Origin of the sequence: Cytobacillus luteolus (assembly GCF_017873715.1) — a bacterium.
GTDB classification, from domain to species: domain Bacteria; phylum Bacillota; class Bacilli; order Bacillales; family Bacillaceae_L; genus Bacillus_BV; species Bacillus_BV luteola.
The window spans coordinates 19,197-37,001 of record NZ_JAGGKM010000005.1 but is presented as its reverse complement, the minus strand read 5'-3'; the positions used below and the strand labels follow the sequence as shown (position 1 = coordinate 37,001).

Here is a 17,805-nt window from a genome sequence, read left to right as displayed (position 1 = left end):
GGGGTCAGACCCCCGACGAGGTAATGCTTTAAAGCAGTGGGGGGTCAGGCCCCTGATGACACAATTGGAAGGGTGTTGTTATGGCTGAAACGAGTAAGGTTAAGAGAAAAAGCCGAAGTAAGAAGGCTGTTGTTGTGAGTGAGAAGCATCAGAATAAGTCAGAGCAGTGGCAGCGCTTTTATCAGTTGGTTGAGCAGAGGTTGAAGAAGTAGATTCAGAGTGAAAACTTAGTGGGTGGTTGCTTGTTTGGCAGCTATCCACTTTTTTTTTGTGTTAAAACACAGAAAAAACCAACCTTGGTAGGTTGGCAAAATTCTTAGAGGTGGTGGTGCGTGGATTCATTCATTCTCTATTATTCTTAATTTTTGTCTAGCGATTCGTTTCGAGGCTTCCTTTCGAAGGAATCTAACTGCACGAAGGTTCATATTCACTTTTTTGTTTCGGTATAGCCCTCTAGTATGGAGTTTATTTCAATGAAGCGTTTGGATGTGTTATGTTCAATGGAGTCAAATCTATCACAAATTTGTTCTTGTAGTGTTTCGAGGTGTCTGCCAATGCCTTTGGCTAAGGTCTCTATTCGTTCTTCAAAGAGTCTGAGTTCTTCGTCTCTCATCTGCGACCCTCCATTAAAGTATAGTTCGTTGGTTTTCTTATTTAGTCTCTAACTAATCTATCAATTAATTTTCGACCAGCTCACGTGACTGTTGTGGTTTTGTTCCTAGAAACTTTACGGATTCTGCCAAAACATCGGTCACATAAATTTTTTGACCAGTTTCATTTTCATAGTTACGAGTTTGAATTCTACCAGTAACACCAATAACTGATCCCTTTTTACAATAATTTGCTGTATTTTCTGCTGTTTTCCTCCAAAGAGTACAATTAATGAAGTCTGTTTCAACTACTCCATCACTTGTTTTAAAATTTCTTGCTACCGCTAGTGTGACATTTGCAACGGCCTGTCCGTCTGCAGTGTACCTCAAATCTGGATCTTTTGTTAATCTACCAACCAAAATAACATTGTTAATCATATCTATATTCCTCCCAATAATATGTTTTCACACGCCCATCTTATAACAAAAAATTAGCGAGGTAAAATCGATAAAATTAAAGAAAAAGATGTAATTTGAAATACAAAATTTAATTTTATGCTAAGACAAAATTAAATTTTGTATCGAAAAAACATATCAATTTTATAAATTTATTACTTTTAAAATATTTTTTTCAATCAATTCTTTTACACTGTCTAATAGGATTGGACAAATTTGTATGTTATACTTTTTGTAAAAGTACGAATAGAGGAGAGTGTTTCTTTTTGAAAACCTTTAAGCTAGTTTCTCTCGCTATTGTTCAAACTCTGGAAAACTCAAAAGTAATCGAAGAAATATCATTACTAGACGGGTTAATCATTCATAAGTTGGATGGAGAAAATGGATGGTTAATCGAAGTATATGTTGATAAAAAGTATAGTGAGTTATTTGAATCTCTACACGAGAAAAATGAACAAATTCATATTCAAGCAACTATTACGAAAAAGAGTAATGATCCCGCATCACTGTATGCAAAGATTAAATCAATTACTGTGATGGAAGAACATATTAGTATCTTAATGGATGCGAATATTGTAGATAAACTTGACCTTGCGGAGTTGGTTCTATCTGATTTAGTGGAGGAAGGTTTGCAGGGAGCCGAACTTTTACAACAGTTTAAGCTCAGATTAAGAGAAAAACGTGGGAGCGCTGCCCCGATCAAGGCTAATAGATAATATTAACATCGAAGCTTAGATTTAGAGTCTAGGCTTTTTTAAATTCTTTTTCAAAAATAAAGACAGGATCGATTCATCCTGTCTTAAGGTCTACCTATTACTCTTCGTCATCTTCTCCAGTTGTATCACCAGGTGTTTCTGTTCCTGTACCGGCATCACCATTTGTACCTTCACCGTTCATGTCTCCCTCACCAGGAGTTGTACCTTCACCGTTCATATCCTCTTCACCAGTGTTAGTATCTTCATCACCAGTCATATCGTCCATTTCTTCCTCAACATCATTTTCAAGCTGATTGTCCTCTGGCGGTGGATCTTGATCGTCAGCTGCACAACCTGAAACAAGCATCGCTGCTAATAAAGAACTCATTAGCATAACAAACCATTTTTTACTCATATGAAATTTCTCCTTTCATTAATTAGATTAAATGTTGGACCTAACTATTATTCGGTCTGTGAGTAGCTTTCCCTAAATTTTACTTTTATTACATTAATATTATATTTTTGTATAAAAAATAAAAAAACCGCCCCCATTTGAGGACGACTTTCATCACCTATTCTTTTTTATCACCTAACGCAAACATAATCTCTGTTTCACATACGATTTCTCCATCAACCGTTGCGATCCCTTTACCTTTACCGATCGGTCCACGAACTCGAGTCATTTCTACCTCGAGACGCAGCTGATCTCCAGGCTTCACTTGTTTTTTGAAACGGCAATTGTCTATCCCTGTAAAAAAGGCAAGACGCCCACGGTTATCCTCTTGTTTTAACATGGCTACTGCGCCAACCTGAGCAAGTGCCTCAACGATTAGAACACCTGGCATTACAGGATAGTCAGGAAAATGGCCATTGAAGAATTCTTCATTACTGCTTACATTTTTTATCCCGACCGCACGTTTTCCTTCTTCTATTTCTAAAATTCGATCGACGAGTAAGAATGGGTACCTGTGTGGAATAATTTCTTTAATTTGAGTGATATCTAGCAAAGCAAATACCTCCTTTATGTATATAACAACCATTATAATGGAAAGTTGGACGAGTGTCAGGTTTCCTAGTACGGATTTATCGATAAGAAAAAAAGAAGCTAGCCCACGCTACCTTCTTCCTACTATCTCTATTCTGAATCTTTATTCACTAGGTCAACTAAATGCTGCCATGTTGATTTATCAAATGCTTCAGAGATTTTGCCTTCTCCAATTACGCCATATCCAACTGCTATTCCTGACATGACACTAATTGTAACAAGTATCGCTATTAGGACGAGACGAAGCCAAATTGGAATGAGGCGAATTCGAATCTTTCTCATACTCTTCTGCTCTGATTCATTATTCAATTCCGTTTCCATTTCCCGCAAACGAGCTCGACGATAGCTTTCGCGTGAATTTCCGCTTTTTTCTTCCAGCTTTTTTTCACGTGTATTGTTAAAATCAGTAGCCATTAAAATTCCCCTTTTTATCTGATGCCATTGACAAGACCCATCATTTGGTCAGCAATTGAAATTGTTTTGGCATTGAATTGATAAGAACGCTGTGTTACAAGTAGCTCAGACATTTCAGTTGATATATCTACATTTGATTGTTCTAATGCACCTTGTTGTATACCGATTTGATCACCAGCTACTAATGTTAATACATCATCAAGTGTAACGTTTAAGTTATCAAGGTTAGGTAAAGCGAAGAGGTTATTTCCTTTTGATTCTAGAAGTTGGGGGCGATTCATTTGAACAATCCCTAAATCAAAAGTCTCTTCTCCACCCTCTGTGGTAACAGATACTTGACCGGTTGAGGATATAGATATGTTTTTTGGGTTATCTTCAAAAACAATCGATTCCCCATTTTGATCAAGAACTGGATGACCCTCACTTGTTACTAACATGACTAAGCCCGTACCTTCCCCTAGTGGAGATAAATATAGAGAACCATCTCTAGTATATCTTGTGAATTGCTCGCCATTCTCTTCAACTCGAACTTGAAGAAATTGACCTTCTTTAGTTAAAGCAATATCAAGTGGACGTTCGGTCGAAACAATTGTTCCAACCGAAAACAAGGCATTTGTGTGACCTAGTCTAGCCCCGACTCCTTGTCTTATTCCATCAGGGGTTAGACGACCAACGTTATTACCGTGAGTTGGCTGGTTATTAAATTGTTGATACAATAGCTCACTGAAGTTAACTTCACGTTTCTTATAACCAGTGGTGTTCACATTCGCCATATTATGGCCAATGGTGTCCATCTGCTTTTGAAGTTGATTCATCGTATTCGTTGCAGTGATCATTGAACGATTCATTTACTTCTCCCCCTGATAAAACAAATACATTAACGTAGACGCCCGATTTCGTTTACTGCTTTTTCTAAACTTCGATCATATGCCTGTAAAATTTTTTGATTTGCCTCAAATGCACGATAAGCCATCATTAAGTCTGTCATCGTTTGTGAAACATCCACATTTGAACGTTCTACAAATCCTTGAGATAAAGTATAGCTAATGTCCGGGTTATTTACTGCACTTGGTAAATCAGCACCTTCAACTCCGAATAAACCATTGCCCTCTTTTATCAAATCATTCGCATTTTCCGCGAATGCTATATTTAATTGCGCAACTTCTATATTACCGTCAATAATTGTGCCATTGGAGGTAACTTTAAAATCAGCATTTTGAATCTGAATACGATTTCCTGCATTATCTAGAACATAATAGCCTTCATTTGTCGTTAAAAATCCAGCAGCATCTTGTGTGAAATTACCATTTCTTGTATACCTTAATTCACCATTTGAATTTTCAACAGAGAAAAGCAAAGCACCATTTTCAGGGATATTCCCGTCAACAAGGGCAATATCTGTTGCTCTGCCTGTTTCGCGGATATCTCCTTGTTTAAATAAAGCGGTCGCATCTTGTATATATACTCCAGTATTCAAACTGCCAATCTGAGTAGATTTTGCAATATTTTTACCGTTTCCTAGTGGTGTCTTAACCGACTCTAAGCTATGTATCAGCATTTCAGGAAATGAGCGAAGTGATGACTGGTCAGCTTTGAAACCTGGTGTATTTGAATTTGCCATATTATTTGAAAGTATCTCGGAACGGCGTTGTTGCGTTAACATTCCAGACGCTGCACTGTATAAGCCTCTTAACATACATCTCACCTCATCGATTAAATAGCTTGTCCTACTTTACATTATAGTGGAAATTCCATGTTTAGTAGACAGGAAAAATTCCCCTGATGGGTAGACTTGTCCACTTTTCTTACATGAATTTTGATTTTGGGATTCTATCTAAATTTTCAAGCATAATTCCTGTTCCAACTGCTACACATTCCATTGGATTTTCTGCAATTAAGACTGGAACTCTTAATTCGTCAGCTAAAAGCTGATCAATACCGTGTAAAAGGGCACCGCCACCTGTTAAAATTACACCACGATCAATGATATCAGCCGAAAGCTCAGGTGGTGTACGCTCTAATACGCTTTTCGAAGCTTGTACAATCATAGAAACTGGTTCACGTAATGCTTTTTCGATCTCTTCTGATCCAACTGTAATTGTTCTTGGAAGTCCAGTTACCATGTCACGTCCACGAATATCAATTTCTTCCTGACGTGCACCAGGGAATACAGTTGCAACTTTTATCTTAATATCTTCTGCCGTTCTTTCTCCGATAAGAAGCTTGTATTCACGCTTAATGTAATTTAAGATTTCTTGATCGAACTTGTCCCCAGCCATTTTAATGGAAGAGGCGGTGACTATATCGCCCATTGATAACACGGCAACATCTGTCGTTCCACCGCCTATGTCAACCACCATATTACCACTCGGTTGGAAGATATCCATTCCAGCACCAATTGCTGCAACCTTAGGCTCCTCCTCAAGATAAATCTTTTTCCCACCACTTTTTTCAGCCGCTTCCTTAATTGCCTTTTGCTCAACAGACGTAATATTCGTTGGGCAGCAAATCAGAATACGTGGCTTTGAAAGAAAGCCTTTTACATTAAGCTTATTAATGAAATACTTAAGCATTGCTTCTGTCACATCAAAATCAGCAATGACTCCGTCTTTTAATGGTCGAATCGCAACTATATTCCCTGGAGTACGTCCAACCATTCGTCTAGCTTCTTCACCGACTGCTAGTACTTTACCTGTATTTTTATCAATTGCAACAACTGATGGTTCATTTAAAACAATGCCTTTTCCTCTAACATGAATAAGGACATTTGCCGTGCCTAGATCTATTCCAATATCCCTTGCTAACATGCTCTAAATTTCCTCCTTGCAATTATGGCTAAAGGCCATATTTTCCTAATAATATATTTTATCATATATTATAATAGAAAGTGGAAATTTGTAAAAAAAGTAACAAAAATGTTGTAAGTATTTGTCGATGCTGCAAGAAAAATATTAGAGTTAACGAATTATTTTTTTCGACAGATGCGTGGCACTTGTCGAATTGCTTACTTTCGACAGGTACGTGGCACTTGTCGTTTTCAATTGTCCCAATCCTAGTTAACTGGCTCTTCTTGTAGTTCTTCGTCTTTCTTATATTTTAGTTTTGTAGCCTCTCCTCCGCGTAAATGCCTGATTGATTTATGGTAATCAAGGATTTCCTTAACTTCGTTTGCAAGCTCAGGATTGATATCTGGAAGCCTCTCAGTTAAATCCTTATGGACAGTACTTTTTGAAACTCCAAATTCTTTCGCAATCACGCGAACCGTTTTCTTTGTCTCTACGATATACTTTCCAATCTTGATAGTACGCTCTTTGATGTAATCGTGCACACTACTCGCCCTCCCTATAATGGATGTGAGAAGTGTGAAATGAGTTCCGCACGGCTAAAAGAAGAAGTTCTTTTGTTTTAGATTAATGGCAACTAGTATTACTAAAACTCCGAAGGCGATTGACGATTCCTCACCTCAAACACTCTCTTTTTTAAAAGGTTTGTAACCATTTTATTAGCTTGGTTGAGGGATTATGCTACTTAAGTCAAGAGGGACAAGGGTTTTATCTAATTTTTTTGAAAAGTCCATGCCTAAAATCCTTCATAAGCACCGTTCTAAGCACTTTTTCCTATTTGGAAAAAATTTATAAATTTGATGTAACTCCTTTATTTACTTTACGTCTAAGACTATGAAAAGTTGAGAATTGGAGGAATAACAATGAAGAAAAAGACAATAATTACAGGCTTATTGAGCTTATCTTTAGCGACAGCAATGATTAGCCCTACATATGCAAATGTGGGTTCTGATTGCAAAGGTGGAAAACCTAAATGTGAGAGAGTTATTAATTCAGAGTTAAGTATTGAACAAAAATACACATTCTTAAAGGAACAGGGGATTTTTAAAGGTAAAACTTACGGAAAGGCTCATTTAAATAAAAAAGTAACTAGAGCAGAATTAGCAGTTGTAATTGATCGAATGCTTGACCTTAGACCTTCTAAGGAAACCACCTTTATAGACTTAAAAAAGCATTGGGCTAAAAATGAGATTACTGCAGTTGTAGAAGCTGGCTTTATGGAAGGTAAAGGCAATAATACTTTTCAACCAAACAAGCATGTAACATTAGAGGAGTTAGCCCAGGTACTAGTTAGGCTAACAGACCTGAATAAAGATAAGTATATGTCCATTTGGCTTCCAGGATCTGATTGGGCACAGGTCTATTTAGCTGCAGCTTTAACTGAGAATCTTCTTCGAGGTGCAGATGATTATACAAAGCAAGCAAAAAGATCGCACCTAGTTTATGGTATTTACCAGGCTTATCAAATGCTTCTGACTAATAAGGGTGGAATTGTTGCGGGATCCCTTGAACCCTCAATTAACTATACTAAAAATAAAGATGGCTCATATAACTTTACGTACAAAGTTAAAAACCAAACCGAAAAACCACAAACATTAAAGTACTCAAGTGGACAACGATTCGATTATAAATTATATAAAAACGGCAAGCAAATTTACCAGTATTCGATGGATAAACTATTCATTATGGAATACAAAGAAATTGAACTAAAACAAGGTGAAGAGCTAACATTCACTGAGAAAGTAGAGGATTTAAAACCAGGAAACTATGAAATTGAGTTCTGGTTAGTGGCTGCTGATAAGGCTGAGACAACTAAAAAGAAAGTTCAATTTAGTGTGAAGTAAAAATTAAGGTGCACCTAGCAAAATAGGTGCACCTTTTAATACATAATATTTCTCGCCTGACTATCAGTTGCCTTAAGAAGTTCACCCCAAGTACAGCTTCCTCTATTCTTAAACTGCCATAATAACTCAACAAAAAGATAGGCAGTTGTAAGGGCATCACCTATTGCACTATGCCTTTCATATATTCTCGTACCAAAGGCCATCGCGTATCTCTCTAAATCTCTCATATCATAAGAAGGTGCAATATAACCTATAAAATCTAGTGTATCAATCGTTTTCGGCTTTTTAAGGCCGAGCTTATATCGCTTTAGTTCACTTTTTAGCAATAGAAGGTCAAAAGAAAGGTAATGCCCGACAAGGCATGAACTTCCATGTGCTTCGACAAATTGAAAGAATGACAGTATTGCCTCAAGTGACTCTGGTGCCCCCTCAACATTCTCGTTGGAAATACCCGTTAACTCCATTATTTCCCGAGAAATTTGTCGTTTGGGATTTACATATGTGTGAAATTTGTCGACTTCTCTGACCTCTAATCCCTTAACTTGAACTGCTCCGATTTCAATTAACCGATCTGTTGACCCAACTTGAAAGCCTGTAGCCTCTGTATCAAAAACAGTAAAGGTTAGTTCCTCAATAGGAGTGGATAATGAAATATCATCTTGGAGGTTGCATGTAATTGATTTTTTGGTAAAAAACACGAATCTTCCCCTTCCTATTAAAAGTATGAAAATACAACGGTTTGAAGTTCTCTTAACGTTTTCAAACTTAACATCAATTCTTCCTTCTCTCTTGATGTGAGGTGGGAGAATTGTAAGGTAGATGTAATTGGTTCCTGGCGTTCATGTTGATGCCATCTTTGTTTAACATAAACGGTCATGATCCCACTAAATGCTAATTTAATATCCTTCGCAAAGTCTTCGGATAGAATCTTTTTCTCAACGAGTTTTTCAATTCTCTCCACAGGCGTACCGGATAGTATGCCGTTTAATAGACTTAGAATTTGAAGACTATGGTGAAATGGGAAGAGGACTTCTTTTTTCATATCCACTTGCTTTCGTTCTAATCGAAAAATGGCTCTAATCGGATGTTCTAATATAGGGATTTGATTCTCTCTTTCAAGTTCTGTTAATCGATAGTAAAAGATTTTTCCTCTAGCTAGTTCTTCCTTTAGCGTGTTCTCAAATTTTTCATAGAGTTCAATATTCCCATACATAAAACGATAGGAGAAAAAGTTTTGTGCTAAGAGTAAGTTCTGATTTGTAGACTGTAAGGTCCAGTTGTGAATGCGATTTTGCCACTGACTGACAGAGCCCCTCCATAAGGGATTGCTAGCCATCATGTCTCCTTTGCATCTAGCGTAACCTGCTAGCCCTAACAGTCTAACAATCTCATGTGAAAGACTTGTGAAGTAGCTATCATTGCCTCCATCCTCAAAGACTAGAAAATGATCCTGGTCTGTTAGTAGAAACTGCTCTTTACGTCCACTACTTCCCATTTGAAAAAAGCAAAAGGAGTGTGTAGTTTGCAGACCTTGTTTTTTAAGATTTGAAATGGCTTGTTCAATGCACCGCCTGACAAGTCGATCGTACAGTGTGGTGACGACATCCAACGTATGAAGAATAGGAACTTTTCCATGAATAAGTGTGGCTACCATTCCATAAATGGCTTGTTTGATTTCTGGTAAAGACTCCTCTTCAGCTAGTTCAATTCTATGAATTGCTTTTACCATGCTTTCATTCTTTTTTCTAAGAAGGTCTGATAAGGTAATGACCCCTACCACCTTCTGCTCATCTACTACAGGTAAGTGCTTCACACCATTTAAAATGAGCTTTGATAATGCATCATAGTAATAAGCAAACCTGGATATTGTGACAGGACTTGCCGTCAAAATCTCGCTAGCAGTATCGTTTGAATCAACTTTGGGATTCGCAATCACTCGTGAGATTAAGTCTTGTTCTGTGATGATTCCGGTAAGTATGTCTTGATCGGTTACTAGGACCGAGCTTGTGCGGTGGTTCATCATTTTTTCAGCAACAGTTTTGATTGTATCTTTTGAAGTTACCGATATGGCAGGGGATGACATGAGGTCTTGAACTCTTACGACCATTGCTTCACTTTCCCCAAATTGACGTGCAAGCCTGACTTGTTCTGCCAAAGAGACATAGACATCCTTAAGACGAACAGATACTTGGGCTAATAAGTAATCATGTAAATCCTGATTTCCCCAACGTTTTGCTATAACTGAAAACGGGACATACAATGCCTCTACTGATTCGATCGCCCTAACCTCTACGATTTTTTCCACTGTTTGACCTTCTTTAGAAACACCTAAAAAATCAGCGAGGCTTGAGAATCCAATCATTTCTCCTGCCTGAACTACTTCAAGTACTTCTTCTCGATGTGATGTGTTTGCTGATGCAACATACACCTCCGCAATGCCAGAAAGCAGCAAAAGGAGACCCTCTCGCTGCTTATCTGCATGGAAAATGATATTCAGTTTTTCATAGTTTCGAAGTTGGCAAAGGGTAAGTAATTCCATTGCTTCTTCCTGTTCTAAACCCCTGAAGATTGGGTGAAACTTGACCTTTTCATATATCTTTTCCATTTTAGTTAACCCTCTTTATAGTGATGAGTCATCCTTTAACCAAACTTGGCCATCCTTGTATGTCATTTGTTCAGGATAACGCAAGTCCATAACTTCGTCTTGTAGTTGTTGTGAAGGTGCTTCTGTACGTAATGACACGATTACGTTTGTCAGAATCGCTGCTGCTGCACCAAATACTCCGGCACCTGTATCAATGATTCCTGCAATCGTGAAACCACCATATTTTGCTGCGAAAATATAGGATAAGGTAACTGCAAGACCAACAATCATTCCCCACGTTACACCTTGTGCGTTTGAACGTTTCCACCATACCCCTAATAGTAGAGCTGGGAAGAATGTTCCTGAAGCAAGTGCAAATGCCCAAGCAACGATTTGAGTAATGGCTCCTGGTGGGTTTAATGCAATAAGACCTGCAAGTAATGTTGCTACTATAATCGACCAGCGAGCGACGCTTAAACGATTTTTCTCTGAAGCTTGTGGTTTTAAGACACGATAATAAATGTCATGTGCAAATGAAGATGAAATGGCAATCATTAGACCACCAGCTGTTGAAAGTGCTGCTGCCATAGCTCCCGCTGCTACTAATCCGATAACAAATACGCCAAGGTTAGCAATCTCAGGTGTTGCCATTACAACAATGTCATTGGCAATTGTAAGCTCTTGCCATTGTAAAATTCCATCACCATTGCTGTCTGCTAGTTTTAATTTTCCTGTGTTGACCCAAGTTTCCGTCCAAGCTGGTAGCTCAGTCAACTTTTGCCCAACAATATTTTTCATTAAGATAAAACGTGAAAATGCGGCATATGCAGGTGCAGATAAATATAATAGACCGATAAATAATAGTGCCCAAGCACCTGACCAGCGTGCTGCTTTCATTGTAGAAACTGTGTAAAAACGGACAATTACGTGTGGTAATCCCGCTGTACCAGCCATTAATGTAAACATAAGTGCTAGGAACTGCCACTTCGTACCGTTTGTAAATGGCGCAAAGTATTCAGAAATCCCTAATTCGCGGTCGAGTGCTCCCATTTCCTCTACAATTTTTCCATAAGATAACCATGGTGCTGGGTTACCCGTGATTTGTAATGACATGAAGATAACCGGAATTAAGTATGCAACAATAAGAATGATATATTGAGCAACCTGTGTCCAAGTAATCCCCTTCATTCCGCCGAATGCTGCGTAGAAGGCGATCAGGACTACCCCAATCATCGTTCCAAGTTTTGCATCGATTTCAAATAAGCGACCGATTACAACACCTGACCCTGATAACTGACCAATTGAATATGTAAAACTGATAATAATTGTACATAGCGCTGCAATAATACGTGCAGTGTGGCTATTGTAGCGATCCCCAATAAACTCTGGTACAGTATAACGTCCATATTTACGTAATTGTGGAGCTAATAAGAACGTTAAAAGCAAATATCCACCTGTCCAGCCCATGATATAAGCAAGGCCATCATAACCAAGTAGCATGATGGTACCAGCCATCCCAATGAAGGAAGCCGCACTCATCCAGTCAGCCCCAATGGCCATACCGTTAAAAATTGGTGGTACACCGCGTCCTGCTACGTAAAAGTCTGAGGTAGCTTTTGCTTTGTTATAAACCGCAATACCAATATATAAACCGAATGTTGCTAGAATAATTGTTAATGAGACCAAAAACTGTGTATCCACATTTCATCCCCCTTTTTAAAAAGCAACTCATTTCTAGTGATCAAGTACCTTACCGGAGCTAATTTGCTCATTTTTGCTTTCATCAATTCCATATTTACGGTCTATATTGTCACTCACTTTTGCATTGATAAAAAGAAGGACAATAAAGGTCACTACTGCACCTTGTGCTCCCATAAAGTAGTGGAACGGAAATCCGTTAATTGAGAAGCCACTTAAAGGTTCTGCAAAAAATACAACACCAAAGGAAACGATAAACCAAATAATTAAGTAGATAATGATATTACGAGTCCGCTCACGGAAATAGCCATCCGCGATTTTTTTATCAATTTTTTTCAAAAGGTCCACCTCCATTAATCTTTTACACTAGCTTGATCATGAGACGAGTAGAGTAGGAGTCACCACCGCCTTTCGTTTTGAGTTTCAATATGAGTTTTACTAACATGAAAATTTACGGAAGTAACTTAGCGTAGACCAAAGATGAATTTGAGTGTGTCGGACAAAGGTGCAGGAAAGAGTATGATTTCAACAATGAAGTAAGCAAAGATGGATGCAAATGGTACGAGTAAGAACTGTGGTCGCTTTTTCTTGAAAGCAAAAAATAGACTACCACCTGTTATCAGAAGGATGAAGAATAAGATTAGCAATGTCGAATTACCCCCTATTATGTAAGCGCTGTCATTGGTAGCCTACTAGAAAGGCTTTTTCACTATAGTGATAGTTGTAATATAGATGTGTTAATTTTATGAAAATTCTAGTAATTAAATTATGCTTATTTAACTGTCCACCGTCAATAGTTGTTATATAAAAATTATAATTAATTTTTCTACAAATTTTGCAGACTAAAAAGTGCCAGCAACGTTGCTGACACTTTACTAGATTCTATTAAGCTTGGTTTTTCATATACTCCAAAATATCACGATCAATTTTGCCTTCTGCCTGTTCGCGGGCCTCGAAGTTTTCTGTGTGGATATAGGTGGTTAGTGCTTTAAATAGGTTATCGTCTATTAAGTAACCTAATCTTTTAAGATGAGTAGTAAGTTCGTTTTGTACTTCACCAGTTATTTCAAGAATGTTCTCTTCCTTCGTTGGTGCAAAGTATAATTGTTGTAATTGATAAATGCGAAGTAGGTCTTTGATTGGATCTGGATGGTCGTCTACACGAAGGTCTATAAAGCGGTCATTGTATCCACCATAGCCACCTTTTTCTTTTACAACAAGTAGAGCGGCCGACTGCATTCCGCGACTATCTCCACCCGCTGCTTGTCCTGCATCTAATGCAGCTAATAAACGCTCTGCTAGCGAACCTTCAGTTTCTTGGAATGTACTTGCCATTGCTTGAACTGTTTCTTCACTTACTAGAATATTTCCTTGTGCAGCAAAGTTTTCTCCTGCAATTCCACCTGCCCAGTCGTAACACTTCTCTCCTGTGAAGGTAGCTGAATTCCCATTTGCATCAACAATCCCAGCTTGTCTAAATTCTTTTTGGTCATCATTTGATGTAAGAATATCTAGCGTTTCTTGTGCACTTTTACCTGATGCCATTAAGTCCAGTCCATTGGGACCATATGATGTGTTAGCATATGACTGAGTTGCCACTGCTCCCACTCCAGCTACTGCCCAAGGAACCACAGCTCCTACACCTAAAAACTTTGATTGTGTCGCAATTCCTAGTTCTTTTGTTTTCGGATCGAATCCTACGATTGAAAATGTCATGATTTTTGGCCTCCTTATTAGTTTGTTTATAAGAATATTGGTTTGAAAACATAGTTTGGGTGTTGAATAAGGTAAATTTTCCTTTATCAGGCTCTTCATTTTTCATATGGACTGAGATATTCGTCGAAAAGAGTACTATTCTCGCTAAATTTTTAAAATACTCGTCTACCATTCTAATTTATTCGTCTTTCTAGAAAAATACTCGTCTTTCTCCCTGAATTATTCGTATTCCCCCTAATCTAGCACTTCAATCATATATGTTACTGCTTTTTCTAGATCGGCCCCAGACCAACTTGGTAGTTTCGGATGTTTCACAGCTAGCTCATGCGAAGCAGGGATATGAATAAAGCCAGCGCGTACACCATTTAGCCCTTCTTTTTCAATCTTATGTAACACAGAGTACATCACGTTATTACAAAGATACGTACCCGCAGAATTTGAGATGTTAGCCGGTAGTCCTTTCTCCTGAAGTGTATCTACGAAACGACGTATTGGGAGTGTTGAAAAATAACCCGCTGGTCCTTCTTCTTCAATGGGAGAATCCTGAAGTTTCACACCACGGTTATCTGCTTCACCATCACGCACATTGATTGCAATTCGTTCAGGTGTAATTTTTGAACGACCACCTGCTAGCCCTAGAGAAATTACAACATCTGGTTGAACTTCGGTAAAATAATCTAAGCACTTTACCGCTGATTCTGCAAAATCAACAGGTAGAATCTTACCTACAATTTGATATCCTCCAATAGTTTGGCCATCTAGTGCTTTTACAATTTGCTCTGTCGGGTTGATGGGAAAGCCTAGGAACGGCTCAAAGCCTGTTAGTAATAATGTTTTCATAATTGTCTGTCACCTTTCACTTTAGATGAAGGTCAGGCTATGTATGCCTGACCTCTAAGTTTTTTATAAAAATAATGCTCCGTATCCAAGTGCCCCTACAATCACATAGGCTGGATGGACCTTCCACTTTTCCATTAATAAAAAGCTTGCTACGACTAGAAAAAGTGTTTGCCATGCGCCAGTGCCTTCGTAAGATGTGATAAAGAAACGAATGGCCATTAGTCCGAGAAGTACTGCAATCGTTGGGCGAATGTAGTTTGTCATACGCTTTACTTTTGGTGAATCCTTGAATTTATAAAGTAATCCGAGTAAGCCGATCATGAGAATAAGTGAGGGTGCAACTGTTGCAAAAACAGCGACAACTGCTCCTAATACACCTGCTTCTGCAAAGCCAATATACCCAGCCATTTTCGTTGCAATCGGTCCGGGTAATGCGTTACCTAGAGCAAGCACCTCACTGAATTCATTAACCGTTAGCCACTCATAATTGTGAACGACTTCATTTTCAACAAGGGGAATGGACGCTGGTCCGCCGCCATAGCCAAGTATTCCCGGTATAAAGAAGGCGAGAAAGAGTTGCCAATAAATCAATTTGACGCCCCCCCTTCTTTCACTTCTTGCTTATCTTTTTGGAGGATGGCTGCCAGTAAAAGAATGGCGATGATAATTCCCGGATGAATGCCGAAACCTTCTAAAAATACTAGACTAATGACTCCAAGAATAGCTACTTTTAGCCAGCCTAGTCCTTTTTTCGCACCATCTAGAAACTGCCAAGTTAATACAGCTAGCATCACACCAACAACCGGGACAACTGCTTTTGTCATGCCAGCGACCCATGGTTGGTCCTTAAATGAGGTTAAAGATGTTAATAGGATAATCATAAGAATAATTGTTGGAACAATCGTTGCCACGATCGCATTAATCATCCCTAGTACGCCAGCTACACGATAGCCGATATACCCAGCCATTTTCGTTGCGATTGGGCCTGGTAGGGTATTGCCTAGAGCCAGCACATCAGCAAACTCATCATTGTTCATCCATTTGTACGTGTCAACTACTTCTTTATGAACAAGAGGAATGGAAGATGGTCCACCACCATAACCTAATATACCTACTTTAAAAAAAGCTAAAAATAAATGCCAATGCTTCATAAAAAATCCCTTCTTCGCGAGAGACCTGCCCTCTGTTGTTTTACCGCTTTGCTGTGGTGGGAGTCAGTCCCCCGTTGGTTAAACGCGTTACTGCGATGGGGGCCTGACCCCCACTCCTTTAACGCACTACCGCACCGGGGGTCTGACCCCCACTACTTCAACGCATTAATATGCTGCGATTGAGCCGTCTGTTCTTGATTCAGTACCGCCTGAGAGGACGCCTGTTTTTGGGTCACGCCAGATGATTTGGCCGCGGCCGAAGCCACCTGTGTCTAGGGCTACTTCAATTTTGTGTCCTTTTCGCGCTAATGCTTGTGCGATGTGGGTTGGGAAGGTTGGTTCAACTTGAACGGTTTTTCCTTCCATCCACTGCCATCTAGCTGCATCAAGGGCTGCTTGTGGGTTTAGGTTAAAGTCAATTGTATTCATGATCACTTGTGCATGTCCTTGTGGTTGCATGTATCCACCCATTACGCCGAATGGTCCAACTGCTTCATTATCTTTAGTTAAGAAGCCAGGGATGATTGTATGGAATGTTTTCTTGCCTGGTTCTAGTGCATTATCATGCTCTGGATCTAATGAGAAATCTGCTCCACGGTTTTGAAGCGCAATCCCCGTACCTGGTACTACGATTCCTGAGCCAAAGCCCATGTAGTTACTTTGGATAAACGAAACCATGTTGCCTTCTCCATCAGCTGTTGCTAGATATACTGTACCACCGCTTGGAGGAGTTCCTGGTTCTGGAGTTAGTGCTTCTTCGCCGATTAAGCTTCTGCGCTGGGCAGCAAACTCTTCTGATAATAATTGCTCTGAAGTAACTTTCATTTTTTCAGGATCTGTTACATACTTCTTACCGTCTACAAATGCTAGTTTCATTGTTTCGATTTGCTTATGGTATGTATCTACTGATTCTTTTTCAGTTAGTTCATAACCTTTCATCATGTTCAGCGCCATTAACGCAACAATTCCTTGGCCATTTGGTGGAATCTCCCACACATCATAGCCACGGTAGTTAACCTTGATTGGTTGAACCCACTCTGGCTTGTAGTCTGCAAGGTCTTCTTTTGAAATGAAGCCGCCATGAGTTTTAGAGAACTCATCAATCTTATCTGCTAACTCACCACGATAAAAGCTCTCTGCGTTTGTTTCAGCAATGGAACGTAGTGTGCTTGCATGTCCTTCTGATTTCCACATTTCTCCGACACCAGGTGCTTTGCCTTCCGGAGCAAAGGTTTCAAACCAGCCTTTGTATTCATCACCTTTAAAAATCTCTTTATAACGTTTGTAACCGCCATTCCAATACTTAGCTAGAATTGGTGAAAGAGGATACCCTTTTTCAGCATACTCAATGGCAGGTTGTAACACTTCTGCTAGTGGAAGCTTACCAAATTTTCTTGAAAGCTCTGCCCATGCAGCTGGTACACCTGGTACTGTTACCGGAGTTAAACCGAATGTTGGCATTTTTTCGTGACCTTTTTCTTTTACTGCTTCTATTGATATGCTTTTCGGTGCTGGACCGCTTGCATTTAAACCGTGTAGTTCCCCTTTTACCCAAACAAGTGCAAATGCATCTCCACCGATTCCATTTGATGTTGGTTCAACAACTGTTAGGCAGGCTGCTGTCGCAATGGCTGCATCTATTGCGTTTCCACCTTTTTTCATAATATCCAATCCAGCTTGAGCAGCTAGTGGCTGTGAAGTGGCTACCATTCCATTTTTGGCGAAGGCAGTCATTCTTTGTGATGGATATGGATGGTTCAAGTAATCAAAATTCATAATACAAGTTCCCCCTAAATTTATATGGTTGTATATTTGCCTAATTAACTTTCCTTTGTTAATTCATTTTTTAAAAATAATTAACAAACGGAACTAACATAATACTTATAATTATAGTAGAGTTAAAGTTAATATTCCAATAGTTTAGACAAA

At 39.0% G+C, this 17,805-nt stretch carries 22 protein-coding genes; 3 read left to right on the top strand and 19 right to left on the bottom strand.

Annotation, left to right across the window (positions count from 1 at the left end):
• Positions 1-80: 80 nt before the first annotated feature.
• Positions 81-212, top strand: a complete 132-nt coding sequence (locus tag J2Z26_RS22310) for a hypothetical protein (RefSeq protein WP_264467072.1) — start codon at positions 81-83, stop codon at positions 210-212.
• Between the two features lie 215 nt (positions 213-427).
• On the opposite strand, the gene J2Z26_RS14810 is transcribed toward J2Z26_RS22310, so the two are convergent.
• Together J2Z26_RS14810 and ssb are read right to left on the bottom strand one after the other, a co-directional pair.
• Positions 428-613, bottom strand: a complete 186-nt coding sequence (locus J2Z26_RS14810) for a hypothetical protein (protein WP_193534736.1) — start codon at positions 611-613, stop codon at positions 428-430.
• Positions 614-677: 64 nt separating this feature from the next.
• Positions 678-1,028: a single-stranded DNA-binding protein gene (gene ssb, locus J2Z26_RS14805; protein ID WP_193534737.1), complete on the bottom strand. Its 351-nt coding sequence runs from the start codon at positions 1,026-1,028 to the stop codon at positions 678-680.
• Between the two features lie 284 nt (positions 1,029-1,312).
• Between ssb and J2Z26_RS14800 the strand changes: the two genes are divergently transcribed.
• On the top strand, positions 1,313-1,762 hold the full coding sequence (locus tag J2Z26_RS14800) for a YwpF family protein (protein WP_193534738.1): 450 nt from the start codon (positions 1,313-1,315) through the stop codon (positions 1,760-1,762).
• A 97-nt stretch (positions 1,763-1,859) separates the two neighbouring features.
• Here J2Z26_RS14800 and J2Z26_RS14795 read toward each other — a convergent pair whose 3' ends face one another.
• The 7 genes from J2Z26_RS14795 to spoIIID all read right to left on the bottom strand — a co-directional run bounded on the left by J2Z26_RS14795 (position 1,860) and on the right by spoIIID (position 6,528).
• Positions 1,860-2,156 (bottom strand): hypothetical protein, encoded by a 297-nt coding sequence (locus J2Z26_RS14795; RefSeq protein WP_193534739.1) that lies wholly within the window; start codon positions 2,154-2,156, stop codon positions 1,860-1,862.
• Between the two features lie 157 nt (positions 2,157-2,313).
• Positions 2,314-2,748, bottom strand: coding sequence for a 3-hydroxyacyl-ACP dehydratase FabZ (gene fabZ, locus J2Z26_RS14790; protein WP_193534740.1), 435 nt, complete (start codon positions 2,746-2,748; stop codon positions 2,314-2,316).
• Positions 2,749-2,876: 128 nt separating this feature from the next.
• Positions 2,877-3,200 carry a DNA-directed RNA polymerase subunit beta gene (locus J2Z26_RS14785; RefSeq protein ID WP_193534741.1) on the bottom strand — a complete coding sequence of 108 codons (324 nt, stop codon included), beginning with the start codon at positions 3,198-3,200 and terminating at the stop codon, positions 2,877-2,879.
• A gap of 14 nt (positions 3,201-3,214) precedes the next feature.
• Positions 3,215-4,048, bottom strand: a complete 834-nt coding sequence (locus J2Z26_RS14780) for a flagellar hook-basal body protein (protein ID WP_193534742.1) — start codon at positions 4,046-4,048, stop codon at positions 3,215-3,217.
• Positions 4,049-4,077: 29 nt separating this feature from the next.
• On the bottom strand, positions 4,078-4,896 hold the full coding sequence (locus J2Z26_RS14775) for a flagellar hook-basal body protein (RefSeq protein WP_193534743.1): 819 nt from the start codon (positions 4,894-4,896) through the stop codon (positions 4,078-4,080).
• A gap of 109 nt (positions 4,897-5,005) precedes the next feature.
• Positions 5,006-6,007, bottom strand: a complete 1,002-nt coding sequence (gene mreB, locus J2Z26_RS14770; protein ID WP_193534744.1) for a rod shape-determining protein — start codon at positions 6,005-6,007, stop codon at positions 5,006-5,008.
• Positions 6,008-6,252: 245 nt separating this feature from the next.
• Positions 6,253-6,528, bottom strand: coding sequence for a sporulation transcriptional regulator SpoIIID (spoIIID, locus tag J2Z26_RS14765; protein WP_193470684.1), 276 nt, complete (start codon positions 6,526-6,528; stop codon positions 6,253-6,255).
• A gap of 378 nt (positions 6,529-6,906) precedes the next feature.
• Between spoIIID and J2Z26_RS14760 the strand changes: the two genes are divergently transcribed.
• On the top strand, positions 6,907-7,887 hold the full coding sequence (locus tag J2Z26_RS14760) for a BsuPI-related putative proteinase inhibitor (protein ID WP_193534745.1): 981 nt from the start codon (positions 6,907-6,909) through the stop codon (positions 7,885-7,887).
• A gap of 35 nt (positions 7,888-7,922) precedes the next feature.
• Here J2Z26_RS14760 and J2Z26_RS14755 read toward each other — a convergent pair whose 3' ends face one another.
• From J2Z26_RS14755 to ggt, 10 genes are all read right to left on the bottom strand, one after another.
• The gene (locus tag J2Z26_RS14755) at positions 7,923-8,585 is read right to left on the bottom strand and encodes a 3'-5' exonuclease (protein ID WP_193534746.1); all 663 of its coding nucleotides are present in this window, start codon (positions 8,583-8,585) and stop codon (positions 7,923-7,925) included.
• Positions 8,586-8,602: 17 nt separating this feature from the next.
• The gene (locus tag J2Z26_RS14750) at positions 8,603-10,492 is read right to left on the bottom strand and encodes a DUF294 nucleotidyltransferase-like domain-containing protein (protein WP_193534747.1); all 1,890 of its coding nucleotides are present in this window, start codon (positions 10,490-10,492) and stop codon (positions 8,603-8,605) included.
• 15 nt (positions 10,493-10,507) lie between these two features.
• A complete protein-coding gene (locus J2Z26_RS14745; RefSeq protein ID WP_193534748.1) occupies positions 10,508-12,172 on the bottom strand; it encodes a sodium:solute symporter family protein in 1,665 nt (554 codons plus the stop codon).
• Positions 12,173-12,205: 33 nt separating this feature from the next.
• Positions 12,206-12,508 carry a DUF4212 domain-containing protein gene (locus tag J2Z26_RS14740; protein WP_193534749.1) on the bottom strand — a complete coding sequence of 101 codons (303 nt, stop codon included), beginning with the start codon at positions 12,506-12,508 and terminating at the stop codon, positions 12,206-12,208.
• Positions 12,509-12,633: 125 nt separating this feature from the next.
• Positions 12,634-12,816, bottom strand: a complete 183-nt coding sequence (locus tag J2Z26_RS14735) for a hypothetical protein (RefSeq protein WP_193534750.1) — start codon at positions 12,814-12,816, stop codon at positions 12,634-12,636.
• A gap of 238 nt (positions 12,817-13,054) precedes the next feature.
• Positions 13,055-13,885: a DUF1028 domain-containing protein gene (locus J2Z26_RS14730; RefSeq protein WP_193534751.1), complete on the bottom strand. Its 831-nt coding sequence runs from the start codon at positions 13,883-13,885 to the stop codon at positions 13,055-13,057.
• Between the two features lie 234 nt (positions 13,886-14,119).
• Positions 14,120-14,725, bottom strand: a complete 606-nt coding sequence (gene pcp, locus J2Z26_RS14725) for a pyroglutamyl-peptidase I (protein WP_193534752.1) — start codon at positions 14,723-14,725, stop codon at positions 14,120-14,122.
• A gap of 63 nt (positions 14,726-14,788) precedes the next feature.
• A complete protein-coding gene (locus J2Z26_RS14720; RefSeq protein WP_193534753.1) occupies positions 14,789-15,316 on the bottom strand; it encodes a chromate transporter in 528 nt (175 codons plus the stop codon).
• A complete protein-coding gene (locus J2Z26_RS14715) occupies positions 15,313-15,876 on the bottom strand; it encodes a chromate transporter (RefSeq protein WP_193534754.1) in 564 nt (187 codons plus the stop codon). The genes J2Z26_RS14720 and J2Z26_RS14715 overlap by 4 nt, the downstream gene beginning before the upstream one ends.
• A gap of 165 nt (positions 15,877-16,041) precedes the next feature.
• Complete coding sequence (ggt, locus tag J2Z26_RS14710) at positions 16,042-17,652, bottom strand: gamma-glutamyltransferase (RefSeq protein WP_193534755.1); 1,611 nt, start codon at positions 17,650-17,652, stop codon at positions 16,042-16,044.
• Between the last annotated feature and the right edge of the window lie 153 nt (positions 17,653-17,805).

Bases quoted from the DNA above. Each gene is read 5' to 3' on its own strand.
- J2Z26_RS22310 (WP_264467072.1), top strand. From the start codon at position 81: ATGGCTGAAACGAGTAAGGTTAAGAGAAAAAGCCGAAGTAAGAAGGCT.
- J2Z26_RS14775 (WP_193534743.1), bottom strand. From the start codon at position 4,896: ATGTTAAGAGGCTTATACAGTGCAGCGTCTGGAATGTTAACGCAACAA.
- mreB (WP_193534744.1), bottom strand. From the start codon at position 6,007: ATGTTAGCAAGGGATATTGGAATAGATCTAGGCACGGCAAATGTCCTT.
- J2Z26_RS14785 (WP_193534741.1), bottom strand. From the start codon at position 3,200: ATGGCTACTGATTTTAACAATACACGTGAAAAAAAGCTGGAAGAAAAA.
- J2Z26_RS14730 (WP_193534751.1), bottom strand. From the start codon at position 13,885: ATGACATTTTCAATCGTAGGATTCGATCCGAAAACAAAAGAACTAGGA.
- J2Z26_RS14810 (WP_193534736.1), bottom strand. From the start codon at position 613: ATGAGAGACGAAGAACTCAGACTCTTTGAAGAACGAATAGAGACCTTA.
- J2Z26_RS14795 (WP_193534739.1), bottom strand. From the start codon at position 2,156: ATGAGTAAAAAATGGTTTGTTATGCTAATGAGTTCTTTATTAGCAGCG.
- J2Z26_RS14780 (WP_193534742.1), bottom strand. From the start codon at position 4,048: ATGAATCGTTCAATGATCACTGCAACGAATACGATGAATCAACTTCAA.
- pcp (WP_193534752.1), bottom strand. From the start codon at position 14,725: ATGAAAACATTATTACTAACAGGCTTTGAGCCGTTCCTAGGCTTTCCC.
- J2Z26_RS14715 (WP_193534754.1), bottom strand. From the start codon at position 15,876: ATGAAGCATTGGCATTTATTTTTAGCTTTTTTTAAAGTAGGTATATTA.
- ssb (WP_193534737.1), bottom strand. From the start codon at position 1,028: ATGATTAACAATGTTATTTTGGTTGGTAGATTAACAAAAGATCCAGAT.
- J2Z26_RS14760 (WP_193534745.1), top strand. From the start codon at position 6,907: ATGAAGAAAAAGACAATAATTACAGGCTTATTGAGCTTATCTTTAGCG.
- ggt (WP_193534755.1), bottom strand. From the start codon at position 17,652: ATGAATTTTGATTACTTGAACCATCCATATCCATCACAAAGAATGACT.
- J2Z26_RS14750 (WP_193534747.1), bottom strand. From the start codon at position 10,492: ATGGAAAAGATATATGAAAAGGTCAAGTTTCACCCAATCTTCAGGGGT.